The organism is Pseudomonas sp. SP16.1, assembly GCF_052682975.1.
The window spans coordinates 2,078,327-2,093,059 of the sequence record NZ_JBQYFZ010000001.1; the positions used below are offsets into that span (position 1 = coordinate 2,078,327).

General features: G+C 68.6%; 13 protein-coding genes. All 13 read right to left on the reverse strand.

Going from position 1 to position 14,733, the window contains the following annotated elements; translation table 11 throughout:
- Positions 1–37: 37 nt before the first annotated feature.
- The 13 genes from ACUTAF_RS10105 to ACUTAF_RS10165 all read right to left on the reverse strand — a co-directional run bounded on the left by ACUTAF_RS10105 (position 38) and on the right by ACUTAF_RS10165 (position 14,600).
- Positions 38–1,228 carry a saccharopine dehydrogenase family protein gene (locus tag ACUTAF_RS10105; protein ID WP_445579825.1) on the reverse strand — a complete coding sequence of 397 codons (1,191 nt, stop codon included), beginning with the start codon at positions 1,226–1,228 and terminating at the stop codon, positions 38–40.
- A 46-nt stretch (positions 1,229–1,274) separates the two neighbouring features.
- On the reverse strand, positions 1,275–2,636 hold the full coding sequence (locus ACUTAF_RS10110; RefSeq protein WP_445579826.1) for an NAD(P)/FAD-dependent oxidoreductase: 1,362 nt from the start codon (positions 2,634–2,636) through the stop codon (positions 1,275–1,277).
- A gap of 828 nt (positions 2,637–3,464) precedes the next feature.
- Positions 3,465–4,703 carry a helix-turn-helix transcriptional regulator gene (locus ACUTAF_RS10115; protein WP_445579827.1) on the reverse strand — a complete coding sequence of 413 codons (1,239 nt, stop codon included), beginning with the start codon at positions 4,701–4,703 and terminating at the stop codon, positions 3,465–3,467.
- Positions 4,693–5,568, reverse strand: coding sequence for an SDR family oxidoreductase (locus ACUTAF_RS10120; RefSeq protein WP_445579828.1), 876 nt, complete (start codon positions 5,566–5,568; stop codon positions 4,693–4,695). Before ACUTAF_RS10120 ends, ACUTAF_RS10115 begins: the two co-directional genes overlap by 11 nt.
- Before the next feature lie 86 nt (positions 5,569–5,654).
- The gene (locus ACUTAF_RS10125; protein WP_445579829.1) at positions 5,655–6,803 is read right to left on the reverse strand and encodes an acetyl-CoA C-acetyltransferase; all 1,149 of its coding nucleotides are present in this window, start codon (positions 6,801–6,803) and stop codon (positions 5,655–5,657) included.
- A 145-nt stretch (positions 6,804–6,948) separates the two neighbouring features.
- A complete protein-coding gene (locus ACUTAF_RS10130; protein WP_445579830.1) occupies positions 6,949–8,004 on the reverse strand; it encodes an acyl-CoA dehydrogenase family protein in 1,056 nt (351 codons plus the stop codon).
- Positions 8,005–8,015: 11 nt separating this feature from the next.
- Positions 8,016–9,182: an acyl-CoA dehydrogenase family protein gene (locus ACUTAF_RS10135; RefSeq protein ID WP_445579831.1), complete on the reverse strand. Its 1,167-nt coding sequence runs from the start codon at positions 9,180–9,182 to the stop codon at positions 8,016–8,018.
- Positions 9,183–9,186: 4 nt separating this feature from the next.
- Positions 9,187–9,945, reverse strand: coding sequence for an enoyl-CoA hydratase family protein (locus ACUTAF_RS10140; RefSeq protein ID WP_445579832.1), 759 nt, complete (start codon positions 9,943–9,945; stop codon positions 9,187–9,189).
- Positions 9,946–10,023: 78 nt separating this feature from the next.
- Positions 10,024–11,094, reverse strand: coding sequence for an NAD(P)H-dependent flavin oxidoreductase (locus ACUTAF_RS10145; RefSeq protein ID WP_445579833.1), 1,071 nt, complete (start codon positions 11,092–11,094; stop codon positions 10,024–10,026).
- Positions 11,091–11,948 carry an enoyl-CoA hydratase gene (locus ACUTAF_RS10150; RefSeq protein ID WP_445579834.1) on the reverse strand — a complete coding sequence of 286 codons (858 nt, stop codon included), beginning with the start codon at positions 11,946–11,948 and terminating at the stop codon, positions 11,091–11,093. Before ACUTAF_RS10150 ends, ACUTAF_RS10145 begins: the two co-directional genes overlap by 4 nt.
- A 43-nt stretch (positions 11,949–11,991) precedes the next feature.
- Positions 11,992–12,795 carry a CoA-transferase subunit beta gene (locus ACUTAF_RS10155; RefSeq protein ID WP_445579835.1) on the reverse strand — a complete coding sequence of 268 codons (804 nt, stop codon included), beginning with the start codon at positions 12,793–12,795 and terminating at the stop codon, positions 11,992–11,994.
- A gap of 12 nt (positions 12,796–12,807) precedes the next feature.
- Positions 12,808–13,689 (reverse strand): CoA transferase subunit A, encoded by an 882-nt coding sequence (locus ACUTAF_RS10160; protein WP_445579836.1) that lies wholly within the window; start codon positions 13,687–13,689, stop codon positions 12,808–12,810.
- Between the two features lie 11 nt (positions 13,690–13,700).
- On the reverse strand, positions 13,701–14,600 hold the full coding sequence (locus ACUTAF_RS10165; RefSeq protein WP_445579837.1) for a VOC family protein: 900 nt from the start codon (positions 14,598–14,600) through the stop codon (positions 13,701–13,703).
- Positions 14,601–14,733: the final 133 nt, after the last annotated feature.

The following is a 14,733-nucleotide window of genomic DNA, read 5'->3' on the forward strand; positions in this document are numbered from 1 at the left end:
TCTGGGCCGCACGCGGCCCGGTTGTGATCAACGAAAGTCAGGCGTACAGCGCGGGCTGAACGGAGATTTCACTGGCGATGAACTGCGCCCCGGTGTCGCGGGCGAAGGCCTCTACATAGGCCCGCGCCACTAGGCATTGCTCCGGCGCCAGCAGGCCCTGGCCCTGGATCCGCCCTTCCAACCAGGCCTCGATGGCCAGGCGGGCGCAGGTCGGGGTCGGGTCGGCGGTGCTGTCCTCGCTTTCTTCCACGGGCAGCTGCAGGTGCTGTTCCAGCACGCAGGTAACCTGGGCCTCGCCGCGGCGACCGCGCACCTCGACGCGCATCGCCACGGCCCAGGGCTCGTCGGACAGGTCGACGCACAGGCTGTCGCGCCCGGCCGGGCTGGACAGGTGCTGGGTGAGGAACTTGAGCGGCGAGATGCCCAGGGATTCGATGACTTCGCCACGGCCCAGGCCCAGATCGATCATGGCCTGCCACAGCTTGGAGCCGGCCTCGGGGAAGAAGCCCAGGCGGTTGCTCACCTGCTTCAGGCCGGGGATGCAGTGCGGCAGGGTGACGGTCTCGCCGTGGCCGATATAGAACGCCGGGTAGTGCTTGAATGGCGCCGCGTAGGGCACCTCCAGGCGCCCGCCCCAACCCGGCAGCTTGCGGTACTCGCCATCGACGAACTGCACCACCTCGCCGCAGGTGATATGCATCATGTGGTCGACCACCGCCGGCGACAGCAGGTCCGGCACGAACGGCACGGCGGTGGCCAGGTGGATTTCCTCGACACTGTCCAGCCCGTCGGCCAGCATCCGCGCGATCACGTTGGTCAACCCCGGGGTGGAGCCGCAGCCGATGATCAGGCGAATCCCGGCCTCCTGGGCGCGCTGCTGCCAGATCGGATCGAGGAACAGAGTCTCGGCCACGTCGTGGTCGTCATTGATATCCAGATAGTCGACCCGGGCGCGCAGGGCCGCCTCGATCACCGGCACCGCGCTGCGGTAGAACGGGCCGACCGCGTTGAACACCAGGTCGGCGCCATCGAGCAGGCCGTCCAGGCAGGCGGGGTCGAGCACATCGGCCCTGACCGCCTGCACCCTGCCCCCAAGCTGGCCGGCCAGCTTCTCGGCGGCGGCCAGGTTGAGGTCACCGACCACCAGCTCCAGCTCGGGGTGCCGGGCGACCAGTTGACGGGCCACATTGGCGCCGACATTGCCGCAACCCAGTAACAGAATTCGCATCGTTGTTAGCTCTCTTGTTGTGCTGCTGAAAAAAGGGCCTCGGTCGCTAGACCAGGCCCAGGCGGTCTGCCAGCCGCGCGGCGGGAATCAACACGCGGCGGATCTTGGTTTCGAACAGGCCGGAGCAACGCACCGCCCGGGGCTCGCGCAGCGGCAGCAGGAGGCGGTCGAGCCTTCCTGTCACCAGCACCTCGGCCAGGTGCCGACCCAGCAGAGGCCCCATCAGGTTGCCCCAGGAGCCCAGGTTGAGCAGGGCCAGCACGCCTTTATCGACCTGGTAGAACTGCGGGTAGGCGGCGTCGTAGACCGACGAGGAGTTGGCGGTCATGCCGGTCCAGTACGACTCCAGCTCGATCGGCACCCCGGCCAGAGCCGGAAAGGTGCGCCGCAGGTAGCGCAGGAAGTAGTCGAAGTAGCGCTGGGCGTCCTGGGCCTGGCCATGGCCCGGAATGGTGGCGGTGATCAGCCGGCCGCGGCCGTCGATCACCAGCGGGTAGAGCCCGGCGGGGTACTGCATCAGCGCCACCCGCGCCGGGTTGATCAGGGCCAGGGCCGCCGCCGGCAGTGGCCGGGTGGCCAGGCCGCAGGCCAGCAGTGGGAACTGGGTACGGGCCAGTTCGGGGAAGAATGGGTTGCCGGCATGGCCGTTGGTGCACAGCACCACCCGCGCCGCGCGCACGCTGCCGGTGGCGGTGCGCAGGCGCCACTGCCCACCCTCGGCGGCGCAGGCCAGTACGCAGCTGTTGCCATAGACCCGCGCACCCAGGGCCGCGGCGCGCGCCGCCAGACCCTGGGTGAACAGATAGGGGTTGAGTCGTCCGCCCTCGCGCCAGTGCAGGCCATAGCCGTAGGCCGCGGTGCCGAGCAGCTGCTGCAGCTGCTCCTTGCCCACCACCTCCACCGCATAGCCCAGGCCCTGCCAGACCCGGGCCTTGTGCGCCAGGGCGCCATGCTCGCGGTTGGCGGCCTCCACCAGACCGCAGCGGGCGACATCCGCGTCCAGGCCCAGGCGGGTGCTGAGGTCGAACACCAGGTCACGATTGGCGACGAAGTAATCGATAAAGGCGTGCCCCTGGTTGGGCAGATCGCGCAGCGCGTCCAGCGAGCCCAGGTAGGGCTGCACATGGCCAGCATTGCGCCCGGAGGCGCCACTGCCGGGCTGGTCAGCCTCCAGCAGCACCGCCTGCACGCCACGTTCGGCCAGGTGCAGGCACAGCGAGGTACCGGCCAGCCCCGCGCCCACCACCACCACATCGGCCTCGATATCGGCGTCCAGGGCGGCATAGGGCGCCTGCGGCGCCGGCCGCGGCCAACCACTGAAACGGATCGGCACCACGCCGGCCTCATAGGCCTGCGCCGAGGGGTACAGCGCCACCTGACCTGCCATCTGCTGCTTCGGGTTCGTCACGCGCGGCTCCTCATCATCCGTTCACTGCGGCCCGCCAGACACTGGCGAAAGACCACTCAGTCACGACCGATGCTAGGGACTGCGGCGCCAGGCGCTCCAGTACCAACTGGTACTGCGCGGGGGATAATCTCGGGCTCTGCGCATGCATGAGGAGAGGCTAGGCCTGATACGGAGCTGGCAAGATTGTCTGCGTCGCGGCCTATGGCGTGGCATGGCCCATTGATCCGTGTTCCGGACGTTCTGGTTTCGCCCCTTACGGGCGAGTGACTTTCTCTTGCTTGCCCAAGAGAAAGTCACCAAAGAGAAGGTCACCCCGACATCCGGGTCGCGCTATGCGCGACTTCCCTCGCTCCGGTGCCGCTCCGGGGGCCGGCTTACAAGGGCCGTCCCTGGCCCTTTAAGCCTCGACCGGCCGTCCAGGCCGGTCGTCCCCCTGCGCAACACCTTCACTCGGCCTCCTGACGGGGACTCGGTTGCGCGTCGTCTGAACGTTTTTCCTCTTGTCCTCTGGAAACTGAGGGAAGTTCTGAAAAGCCATTTACCGTCACTCCCGCGAAGGCGGGAGCCCAGGTACTACGGAGGTTCAGGATTATTCCCCTGCGGGCCAGCGCAAGCGCTGTTCAACGATGGAGCCGCTGTCCCGCCTGCGCGAAAATGACGACTATTTCAGAGTTCCCTGAGCGCTTTGAGTGCAGTTGCACGGCCTTCCAGACGAGTCGCCAACCCATCAACTCAGCCAACACGGTTCTGGCCAGCGCCAAGCCTGCAGGCGTTATGCACACAAACTTGCCAGTCGGGTGTCACGCAGAAATGCGCAGAAGCACGCCCTCAGCGCCGCAGCAGCAGGCTGCTGCGGCACAGCATGCGCACCAGGTCGGTCTGCCCCTTGAGCCCCAGCTTGGCGTAGATGTTCTTGCTGTAGTTGCGCGCGGCGCTGACCGCCACGCCCATCTGCGCGGCGGCCTCGCTGATGCTCTGGCCCTCGGCCAGGCAGGCCACCAGGCGGGCCTCCTGGCGGGTCAGGGCGAACAGCTGGGCGATCAGCTCCGGCGGATAGCCCTGAGTCGCGGCGCCGCTGCCGGCGTCGTCCGCCAGCTCCACCAGATAGAGGCTCAGGCTGGGCGTCTGCTGCCCCTGGTAGAAATGCTGCAGCGGCGTCGGCGCGATCAGCATGCCGAGCAGACCACCCTGGGCCGAAGGTACCCGCAGCAGGGCCCCGCCGCCCTGGCCGGCGGCGTTTTGGCGCTGCGCCAGGACCTGGGCGAGCAGCTGCTGGAAGCGCCCCTGCAGCTCGCGATCACGCAGCTGCAGACGGCCCTGCTGCAGGTCGATGCCGGCATGCCGGGCCAGCAGCCCCCAGGCGGCATCGTTGACGGCCAGCACGCGCAACTCGCCGTCGAGCAGCACGCAGCCGAGCTGCAAGTGCTCCAGGCCGCGGGCATATACCGTGCGCTCCGCCTCCTGGCGCTGCAGCCGCGCGTAGAGCTGCAGGGCGCTGGCCAGGTGCGGCGCCAGTGTCTGCAGCAACTGGTGCTCCTGCTCGTCGAAACCGAACTGCGGCCCCTGCCCGGGACGCAGCACATCCAGCCAGCAGCGCATGCCGCCGTGTTCGGCGAAGCAGGTGCGCAGGCACTGGCCCAGCCCCAGCTCGCGGAAGAACGCGGCGCAGTCGGCCTCCACATCCCCCGGGCCGAACTCCAGCACCTGCCCCGGCGCCACGGCATCGGGTTGCAACTGCTCGATATGGGCGAAGCGTTCGCGCCAGATGCGCTCGGCCAGGTCCCAGTCGATCTCGTCGCCCGCCTCCTGCGCGGTCACATGGACATCGCCGTGGGAGTCGGGGCGATGCAGCAGGGTGACCACCACGTTGCGCGCGCCGAGTAGCTGGCGCAGGCGCTCGGCCAGGCTCAGCCAGGGCTGCGCCTCGTTCGCCCCGCGGTAGACCAGGCCGAGCAGTTCGGGCAGCACCTCGGCGGCCCGCCACGCCGGCGCCCGCCGCCACGGCAGCAGCGCCGCGCCTGCCGTGGCCCCGGCCCTCAGGCTGCGGGCCAGCGGCTCAGCTGCCATAGACCTTCTGCGCCGGCACGGCTTCGCCGAGCAGCTGCTCGACCACCGCACCCAGTTCCTCGGCCTGCCAGCGCCCCCCCTTGTCGCGCTCGGGGCCGCGGCGCCAGCCATCGGCGATGGACAGCTTGCCGCCCTCCACCTCGAACAGACGGCCGCTCACCGCCTGCGACTCTTGCGAGCCGAGCCAGACCAGCAGCGGCGCGACGTTTTCCGGCGCGAAGTAGTCGAAGCCGTCCTCCGGCTTCTTCATGGTCTCGGCGAACACCTGCTCGGTCATTCCGGTGCGCGCGGCCGGGGCCAGGGCGTTGGCGGTGATGCCGTAGCGGCCCAGCTCGGCGGCCTGGACCAGGGTCAGGGCGGCGATGCCGCCCTTGGCCGCGGCGTAGTTGGACTGGCCGATGGAACCCTGCAGGCCGGCGCCGGAACTGGTGTTGATAATTCGCGCCTGCACCGCCACGCCGCCCTTGGCCTGCTCGCGCCAGTATTTGACCGCATGGCTGGCCAGGCAGAAGTGCCCCTTGAGGTGCACCTCCATCACCGCATCCCAGTCCGCCTCGCCGAGGCTGGCGAACATTCGGTCGCGGCAGATGCCGGCGTTGTTGACCAGCACATGCAGGTCGCCGAAGGTTTCCAGGGCCTGGCGCACGATCTCGCCGGCGGCGGCATAGCCGGTGATATCGCCATTGTTGGCCTGGGCCTGGCCACCGGCGGCGCGGATCTCGCCCACCACCGCCTCGGCGGCCGGCAGGTTGATGTCGTTGACCAGCACCTTGGCACCGGCCTCGGCGAAGGCCAGGGCGTAGGCGCGGCCAAGGCCGCCACCGGCTCCGGTGATGATGACTACGCGGTCTTTGCAGAGGGACATTGCTACTTCTCCTGACGGGTAGCCCGGATGCAATCCGGGAGCGGTTTCCCCGGATTGCATCCGGGCTACGGTTCGCAGCTTCGAGATCAGAGCCGCTCGATAATGGTCACGTTGGCCTGGCCGCCGCCCTCGCACATGGTCTGCAGGCCGTAGCGACCGCCACTGCGCTCCAGATCATGCAGCAGGCTGCACATCAGGCGGGTGCCGGTGGCGCCCAGCGGGTGGCCTAGGGCGATGGCGCCGCCGTTGACGTTGGTGCGCTCATGCGGGTAGCCGGTCTCCTTGAGCCAGGCCATGGCCACCGAGGCGAAGGCCTCGTTGATCTCCACCCGGTCGATATCCTCCAGGCGCATACCGGCCTTTTTCAGCGCGTAAGCAGTGGCCGGAATCGGCGCGGTGAGCATCCAGATCGGGTCGTCGGCGCGCACGCTCATATGTTGGATGCGCGCCCGCGGGGTCAGGTTGTAGCGCTTGAGCGCCGCCTCCGAGACGATCAGCAGGGCGCTGGCGGCGTCGCAAGTCTGGCTGGATACCGCGGCGGTGACCCGGTCACAACCGAACAGGGGCTCCAGCTCGGCCATCTTTTCCAGGCTGGTGTGGCGCGGGGTTTCATCGTGGTCGACCCCGGCCAGGGGCACGATCTCGCGGACGAAGCGGCCCTGCTCGATGGCCTGCAGGGCACGGCGGTGCGACTCCAGGGCATAGGCCTCCAGGTCCTGGCGCGACAGCCGCCACTTCTCGGCGATCATCTGCGCCGAGCGGAACTGGGTCGGCGGCTGCTTGCCATAGCGCTGCACCCAGCCGGTCGAGCCGCTGAAGGGGTCGCTAAAGCCCAGCGGTTCGGCGGCGGTCATGGCCGAGGAAATCGGGATCTGGGTCATGGTCTGCACGCCGCCGGCGATCACCACGTCCTGGGTGCCGCTCATCACCGCCTGGGCGGCGAAGTGCACGGCCTGCTGCGAGGAGCCGCACTGGCGGTCCACCGTGGTGCCCGGCACCGCCTGGTCGAGGCCGGCGGCCAGCCAGCAGGTGCGGGCGATATCACCGGCCAGCGGGCCGATGGTGTCGACGCAGCCGAAGATCACGTCGTCGTAGTCGGCATCGGGAATGCCGTTGCGCGCCACCAGCTCGCGCAGCACATGGGCGCCCAGATCGGCGGCGTGGATCTGGCTCAGACCGCCCTTGCGCCGCCCGGTGGGGCTGCGCAGGGCATCGACAATATAGGCCTCGGCCATGGAATACCTCGGTAATGACTGGGAGTGATCGAACCCGGCAGGGGGGCGACTGCAGCCGCACGCCCCTGCCGTCACGCATTAAGAAAACCTGTCCCGCCTATCGCCCGGGGATCGCCGGCAGCGACAGGCAAGGCAGGGAAAGGCCTCAAAAGGTATTGCCGGCGCCCGGCTGGATCGCCCCGCCGTACAGGGCCTGACGGATACGGGTCTTGTGCCAGGGGCGGTCGCCCCAGGCCTTGTCCAGGGCCCAGGCGCGCTTCATGAAGAGCTGCAGGTCGACTTCCCAGGTGTAGCCCATGGCGCCGTGGGTCTGGATGGCGTTCTTCGCCGCCAGCAGCGCCGCCTCGGCGCACACCAGGCGTGCATGGGACACCTGCGCGTCCTGCCCGGTCAGCCCCCGGGCCACGGCATAGGCGGCGCGGTACAGCGGGCCCTTGGCGAACTCGATCTGCACCGCGACATCGGCCATCAGGTGCTTGACCGCCTGGAAGGAACCCACCGGTTTGCCGAACTGCTTGCGCTCGAAGCTGTAGTCCACCGCCAGATCGACCATGCGCTTGGCCAGCCCGAGCAGCTGCGCGGCAGTGCCGAGGCTGCCGCGGTTGCGGCTGGCGGCCCACAGCAGGCGGCCCTGTTCGCCGGCGGCGACGCAGGTGGCGGCGCTCGGCGTCCAGTCGACGCGAAACAGCTGGCGGCTGGGGTCCAGCGAGGCGTTGCGGGTCAGGCGGACCGCCTGCGGCAGCAGCGCATGCACTTCATCGCCATGGGGCAGCAGCAGCAGGTCGGCGACATGGGCGTCGGCCACCAGCGGGTTGCCCGGCTCGCCCACCGCCAGGCGCGCCTGGCCCTCGGCGATACGGCCCAACCAGCGGTTTTTCAGCTCGTCATGTTCACCGCCCAGGGCACTGAGCAGCGGCACGCCGACCAGCACGGTGTCCACCAGCGGCTCCGGCAGGCCGGCGTAGCCGCACTCCTGGGCCAGCAGGACAAAGTCCAGCTCGTCCATGCCCAGGCCGCCGAACGCCTCCGGCACCGTCAGGGCCGGCAGGCCCAGTTCGGTGAGCTGGGCCCAGAGCTTGTCGCTGCGCCCGCTTTCGCTGTTCCACAGCTCGCGGATCAGTTCCGGGGTCACCTCGTTGGTGAAGAAGGCGCGCACGTTGTCCTGGAACAGCAGCTGGTCGTCGCTAAAGGTAAAGTCCATGGCTGTGCTCCTCAGGCCCTGGGCATGCCGAGCATGCGCTCGGCGATGATGTTGCGTTGAATCTCGTTGGTCCCGGCGTAGATCGGCCCGGCCTGGGCGAACAGGAAGCCGTCCAGCCAGTGGCCTACCGCGCCGGCATCCGGCGCCTCCGGCAGCAGCTCGCCGCGCCGACCGAGAATGTCCAGGGCGGTCTCGTGCATGCGCTGATCCAGTTCGGACCAGAAGATCTTGTTGGTCGAGGATTCGGCGCCGATCTTGCCGCCCTTGAGCAGGCGCGAGGCGGTCATGTAGGTGCTCAGGCAGTAGGCCTCGGCATCCATCCAGGCACGCATCACCGCCTCGCCGATGGCCGGGTCGCGGTCGGCCTGCTCGCGGTTGGCCTGGTACAGCTGCACCAGGCGCCGCGCGGTTTCCTGGAAGCGTGCCGGCGAGCGCAGCATCAGCCCGCGCTCGAAGCCGGCGGTGGACATGGCCACGTGCCAGCCCATGCCCTCGCCGCCGAGCACGTTGTCCACCGGCACCTTGACGTCGTCGAAGAAGATCTCGGCGAAACCCGGCAGGCCGTTGAGCTGCGGGATCGGCCGCACGGTGATGCCCGGGCTGTCGAGCGGCAGCAGGATAAAGGTCAGGCCGTGGTGGCGGCTGGAGCCCGGCTCGCTGCGGAACAGGCCGAACAGCCAGTCAGCCCAGACCGCGCGGGTCGACCAGGTTTTCTGGCCGTTGATCACGTAGTGATCGCCCTGGCGCTCGGCGCGGCAGCGGATCGCCGCCATGTCGGAGCCGGCGTTCGGCTCGGACCAGCCCTGGGCCCAGATTTCCTCGCCGGTGGCCATCTTCGGCAGAAAGCGCGCCTGCTGCTCGGCGGTGCCGTACTCCATCAGGGTCGGGCCGAGCAGGAAGATGCCGTTCTGGTTGACCCGCGCCGGGGCGCCGGCGCGGTAGTACTCCTCCTCGAAGATCAGCCACTCGATCAAATCGCAGCCGCGGCCGCCGAGGGCCGTGGGCCAGGTGACCATGCCCCAGCGGCCTTCGTTGAGCTTGGCCTCCCAGGCGCGGTGCTGGGCGAAGCCTTCGGCGCAGTCGAAGGACTGCAGGGGTTCGGCCGGTACGTTGGCCTGCAGCCAGGCGCGCACCTCGGCACGGAAGGCCTGCTGGCCCGGTGTATAGGTCAGGTCCATGGTCTCAGCCCTTGAAGTTGGCATCGCGCTTGGCGACGAAAGAATCCCGCGCTTCCTGGGAATCCAGCGAGCGGTAGGCCTGCAGGGTGAAGCCCTGCTCCCAGCGGTACTTGTCCTCCAGATTGCCGTCCTCGATGCCGGTCAGCGCCTCCTTGGCCAGGGCGATCATCACCGGGCTTTTGGCGGCGATCTGGCGGGCGATCTGCAGCGCCGCCTCGCGCAGCTCGGCGCGCGGCACCACGCGCTCCACCGCGCCCAGGCGATAGGCCTCGGCGGCGTCGATCATCTCGCCGGTGAAGTACATATGGCGCACCTTCTGCACCGGGAACAGGCGCTGCAGGTGGGCACCTCCACCCATGGCGCCGCGATCCACCTCGGGCACGCCGAAGCGCGCGCAGTCGCTGGCCACCAGGATGTCGGCGGCGCCGCACAGGCCGATGCCGCCACCGAGGACGAAGCCGTGCACGGCGATGATCACCGGCTTGGGATTGCGGTGCACCGCCTTGAAGCTGTCGTAGTTGCCCTTGTTCACCGTGACGATCAGGTCGCCGTCGGGGGCCAGTTCCTTGATGTCGACGCCGGCGCAGAAGCCGCGGCCTTCGGCGCGGATCAGGATGACCCGTACCGCGTCGTCAGCGCCCAGACGCTCCAGCTCGGCGGCGATGGCCGCCCAGCCGCGGCTGTCGAAGGCATTGACCGGGGGATGGTCGAAGACCATCTCGGCGATGCCGTTGTCCTGCGTTACATAGAATGGATTGCTCATCCGACTGTCCCCAAGGTTGTTCATGCTTGGCCCGTAGGGTGCGCCGTGCGCACCGCTTGTTGGTGCGCGCGGCGCACCCTACGCAACTCCGTTCTGGCGGCACAGAGCGGCAAGGCAGTGCTCGGCCTGCTGCGCGATGGATTCGATCAATTCGGCGCAACTGGGCAGGCTGTCGATACTCGCCGCCACCTGCCCGGCGGGCAGCACGCCCTCGGCCGGACGGCCCTCGACCATGGCCTTCTGGATCACCATGGGGGCGTTGGCCGCCATCAGCGTCTGCGCCGCCGTCAGGCCGTCGCCACTGCGCATCTTCAGCGCGCTGGAGAGCAGCTGCACGAGGCTCGCGCCGCTGTGCCGGCGGTAGGCCAGGGCACTGCGCAGGGCGAGCAGCAGGCGGCCGAGCTGGCCGGACTGTTCCAGGCGATCGAGCAGTTCGTTGCGGATCATGCGCTGCGGCATGCCGTCGATGGCGCGGCTGACGATGATCGCCGCCGGGTCGCGCACCGCCAGGTAGCGCTGCAGGGTGGCCGCCGGCACCGGGCTTTCTGCGCTCATCAGAAAGCGCGTGCCCATGGCGATGCCGGCGGCGCCCATGGCCAGGGCAGCCGCCAGGCCGCGTCCGTCCTTGAAGCCGCCGGCCGCCACCACCGGCACCTCGACGGCGTCCAGCACCTGGCCGAGCAGCATGCTGGTGGGCACCGAGCCGGTATGCCCGCCGCCCTCGCCGCCCTGCACGGTGACCAGATCGGCGCCCATTTCCACCGCCTTGAGCGCGTGCTTGAGAGCGCCGACCGTGGGCATGCAGACCACACCAGCGTCCTTCAGTCGGGCGACCATGGCGTTGCCCGGTGAGCGGCTGTAGCTCACCGCGCGCACACCGTGCCTGAGCACCAGCTCGACGATCTCGCCGGCGTTGCTCTGGTACATATGGAAGTTGACGCCGAAGGGCTTGTCGCTGAGGCGCTTGGTTTCCAGGATCGCCGCTTCCATCTGCTGCGGCTCAATGGTGGCCCCGGCGAGAAAGCCGAAGCCGCCGGCATTGCCGGTGGCGGCCACCAGGCGCGGGTCGGCGACCCAGCCCATGGCGGTCTGCACGATCGGGTAGCGGCAGCCGAGCAGCTCGGTCAGGCGGGTATCTAGGCTCATCATGCCTGCCCCTTGCGCTGCGAGTCGGCCATGGCGCGGGCGTCGTAGCCGCCCAGCTTGTCGCCGGAAACCAGCTCGTTATGGGCATGGGCGAAGTGGTGCAGGCCGAACACCATGTCCATGGTGGCGCGCTTGCCCATCAGGTCCTCGGCATTGTTCAGCGCCTGCTTGGTCAGCTGCAGGCCCAGGCGCGGCATCTGCGCGATGCGCCGGGCCATGTCCAGGGTCACGTCCTCCAGCACGTCGCGCGGCACCACCTTGTTGACCATGCCCATCTGCTGGGCGCGGGCGGCCGGCATGCGCTCACCGAGGAAGAGGAATTCCTTGGCGATGCGCGGATTGAGCTCATGGGCGTGGGCGAAGTACTCCACCCCGGGAATGCCCATGCGCACCACCGGATCGGCGAAGTAGGCGTCGTCGCTGGCGACGATCAGGTCGCAGACCCAGGCCAGCATCAGGCCGCCGGCGATGCAGGCCCCCTGGACCATGGCGATGGTCGGCTTGGGCATCTCGCGCCAGCGCCGGCACATGCCCAGGTAGACCTCCTGCTCGCGGGCATAGAGGAATTCGCCGCCGGGCTTGTTCACATGGTCGTACCACAGGCTGGCGCGCTCGAAGCTCTGGTCCACGTCGCGGCCCGGGGTGCCGATGTCGTGGCCGGCGGAAAAATGCTTGCCGGCGCCGCGCAGGACGATGACCTTGACCCCGTCGTCGTCACAGGCGCGCTTGAAGGCGGCGTCCAGCGCATAGGTCATCTTCGAGTTCTGCGCGTTGTGGTACTCGGGGCGCTGCATGGTGACCAGGGCGATGCCGTCCTGCACCTGGTAGTCCACCACCGGCTTGTCGTTGTCGTTCATCGGCACTGCTCCGTCTTGCGCTACTGCTGACATCGGGGAGACCTCACTGCGCCTGGCGTACGCCCGGCGGGTTGTCCTTGAGCTGCAGGGCGCGCAGGTTGTGCGGGTCCAGGCGCTGGATCAGCGCCAGCTGCCCGGCGCTGGGGGCCGCGGTAACCGGGATCTGCGCCGGCATATGCAGGGGGAAGCCGGTAGCGGCCTGCACCTGCTCGGCCGACACACCCGGGTGCAGCGAGCGGATGCGCACCTGGCGATCCGGGCCCTGGAAATCCAGCACGCACAGGTCGGTGACGATCAGGCGCAGGTCGATTTCCTCCAGCGACCAGCCGCGGGCCAGGCGCGCCGGGTTGTAGCCGACCGAGGCCACCACATCCACCTCGCCTTCGACGAACACCCGCTTGTTGTGGCCGAGCACCATGAAGGAGTTGGCGTGGCTGATGGAGTTGCCGGGAAAGCCGCGCACGCCAAGCATCTGCGACTTGGGCTTGGCGTGATCGCCGATGCAGGAGATGTTGGCCTGGCCGAAGCGGTCGACCTGCACCGGCCCGACCAGGGCATGGCGGCGGCCGCTCCAGACGTTGTCGAAGATGCGCGAGAAGCCCATCCAGCTGTCGAACTTGGGCTGGTAGCCGTTACGCGCGCCCAGGGGCACCGGCTCCGCGACCAGATAGGCCTCGGAGTCGGTCATCATCAGCGCCGGGTTGCTGCTGAGCATGGCCAGGGAGGCTGCCAGGCGCTGCAGCACGCCGATTCCGGTGGCGAGTACCTCGCCATCCTCGGCGAAGGCCTCGGCGGCGGCGCAGATCATCAGCTCGGCAAGGCTGTAGGCGTTATTCGATTCGGTCATGGCAGGCATCCTTCAGAACACGGGCAGCGGCAGCTGGCGAATGGCGTCGAGTCCGCCGACCCGAGCGAGGTACTCGTCCTCACCGCAGCTCACGTACTTCTCCACATAGGCGCTCCAGCCATCGGCCTCGCCGGCCGAGGCGTTGTAGGCCTTGAAGTGGGCGACATCGAAGCCGTACAGCGGCGCGCAGGACGAGGGGTGGGCACCGCCGGGCAGGTGCACCACCGCCGTGGTGCGGTTGCGCTCCCAGAACACCTGGCGCGCATGGGCCGGGTCGGCATGGAAGAAGGCGCTGTCCACCAGCTCGTCGCAGCTGACGAAGACCTGCTCGGCGGCGCGCACGAAGAGGTCGTCCATGTAATGGTCGGGGCCGGCGATCTGGCACACGCCGCGGGCGTCGGCGCGGTCGACATGGACCAGCGCGGCGTCCAGCTTGAGCGCCGGCATGGCCAGCCAGTCGCGGTCGTCGGCGTAGGGCGAGGCGATCAGCCTGAGTTCGGGGTTCAGGCGCAGCACGTCGGTGCCCAGGCCCACCGCGGTGGGGATAAAGGGCACGCGCATGGCGGCGGCCTTGAGGCCGAGCAGCAGCATGCCCTCGTCGATCTCCATCACCTCGATGGCGCCGTCCTGGCGGGCCTTGCGGAAATAGGGTTCGAGCGGAATGAAATCCAGGGAGACGAAGGCGAACACCAGCTTCTTCACCTTGCCGGCGGCGCACAGCATGCCGACGTCGGCGCCGCCGTAGGCGACGATGGTGAGGTCCTTGAGATCCGAACGCAGGATCTCCCGCACCAGAGCCATGGGCTTGCGCCGCGGGCCCCAGCCACCGATACCGATGCACATGCCGTCGCGCAGTTGGCCGACGATCTCGGCCGCGGTTTTACGTTTGTCCATGCTGGGGCTCCTCACTGGCGGCCTACGCTGAAATCATGGCCCCAGTGGCTGACCACGGTGCTCTCGAAGGGGGTGTGACGCTGCCAGTCCATGACCTTGCCGCCGCAGCCGTACTCCATGTCGAAGCCGCCGGGGGTCTGCATGTAGAAACTGGTCATCTCGTCGTTGGTGTGCCGGCCGAGGGTGGCGGACAGCTTCACGCCGTGGGCGTGCATGCGATCCAGGGCGCGGCCGACGTCGTCCAGCGCGGCCACTTCCACCATCAGGTGCACGCAGCCGGAAGGAATCGGGCACTCGAACAGCGCCAGGGAGTGGTGGCGAGCGTTGTTGCAGTGCAGGAAATGGATGCGCTTCTCCGGCTCGGCCGAATCGTCGGTAAAGCGCACTTTCATCAGGTCGGACAGGCCCAGGCCCATGACCTTCTGGTAGAAGTCCAGGCTGGCATCGAAGTTCGGCGCCGGCAGTACCGCGTGGCCCATGCCCAGGTCGCTGGTGACGAAACCGCTGACCGCAGCCGGCGAGACGAAGGGGGCGAAATCCTGACGCGGGCCCCAGAACAGCTCGTGACGGTTGCCGTCCGGATCGCGGAAACAGGCCAGGGCCTGCACCTGACGCTGGCGCAGTTCCTCGGCCGTGGCGCGGCGCACCTCGACATCGGCCTGCTGCAGCTCGGCGATGGCCTGCTCGAAGGCGCCCTGCCCGGCCACTTCCCAGCCGCAGGCGCCGAAGCCGTCGCGGCTGTCCTGCTGGATCAGCAGACGGTAGGGACGCTCGTCCATCTTCAGGTACAGCAGGCCCTGATCCAGGGCCGAGCTGTCGGCCATCATGCCGAGCACCTGAGTGCCATAGCCCAGCCAGCGACCGAGGTCGGTCGAGGCTACCGTCACGTAGCCCAGGCCACGAATATCCATGCGCGTCTCCTTTGGTCTGTTGCCGCCGCGGGAAAACCCGGGCTCTATGGAGAGGGATTTAAGCGGCTGGGCACAGCCCGGGCATCGTCCAATGGGACTAGCGAAAATGGCCCAAGCAGGCCGTTTTGCAGTG

What these genes read in the sequence shown, in the direction of transcription:
- ACUTAF_RS10105 (WP_445579825.1), bottom strand. Translation starts at nt 1,228, where the DNA reads ATGCGAATTCTGTTACTGGGTTGCGGCAATGTCGGCGCCAATGTGGCC.
- ACUTAF_RS10140 (WP_445579832.1), bottom strand. Translation starts at nt 9,945, where the DNA reads ATGAGCAATCCATTCTATGTAACGCAGGACAACGGCATCGCCGAGATG.
- ACUTAF_RS10160 (WP_445579836.1), bottom strand. Translation starts at nt 13,689, where the DNA reads ATGGACAAACGTAAAACCGCGGCCGAGATCGTCGGCCAACTGCGCGAC.
- ACUTAF_RS10150 (WP_445579834.1), bottom strand. Translation starts at nt 11,948, where the DNA reads ATGAACGACAACGACAAGCCGGTGGTGGACTACCAGGTGCAGGACGGC.
- ACUTAF_RS10120 (WP_445579828.1), bottom strand. Translation starts at nt 5,568, where the DNA reads ATGTCCCTCTGCAAAGACCGCGTAGTCATCATCACCGGAGCCGGTGGC.
- ACUTAF_RS10145 (WP_445579833.1), bottom strand. Translation starts at nt 11,094, where the DNA reads ATGATGAGCCTAGATACCCGCCTGACCGAGCTGCTCGGCTGCCGCTAC.
- ACUTAF_RS10125 (WP_445579829.1), bottom strand. Translation starts at nt 6,803, where the DNA reads ATGGCCGAGGCCTATATTGTCGATGCCCTGCGCAGCCCCACCGGGCGG.
- ACUTAF_RS10115 (WP_445579827.1), bottom strand. Translation starts at nt 4,703, where the DNA reads ATGGCAGCTGAGCCGCTGGCCCGCAGCCTGAGGGCCGGGGCCACGGCA.
- ACUTAF_RS10165 (WP_445579837.1), bottom strand. Translation starts at nt 14,600, where the DNA reads ATGGATATTCGTGGCCTGGGCTACGTGACGGTAGCCTCGACCGACCTC.
- ACUTAF_RS10130 (WP_445579830.1), bottom strand. Translation starts at nt 8,004, where the DNA reads ATGGACTTTACCTTTAGCGACGACCAGCTGCTGTTCCAGGACAACGTG.
- ACUTAF_RS10155 (WP_445579835.1), bottom strand. Translation starts at nt 12,795, where the DNA reads ATGACCGAATCGAATAACGCCTACAGCCTTGCCGAGCTGATGATCTGC.
- ACUTAF_RS10135 (WP_445579831.1), bottom strand. Translation starts at nt 9,182, where the DNA reads ATGGACCTGACCTATACACCGGGCCAGCAGGCCTTCCGTGCCGAGGTG.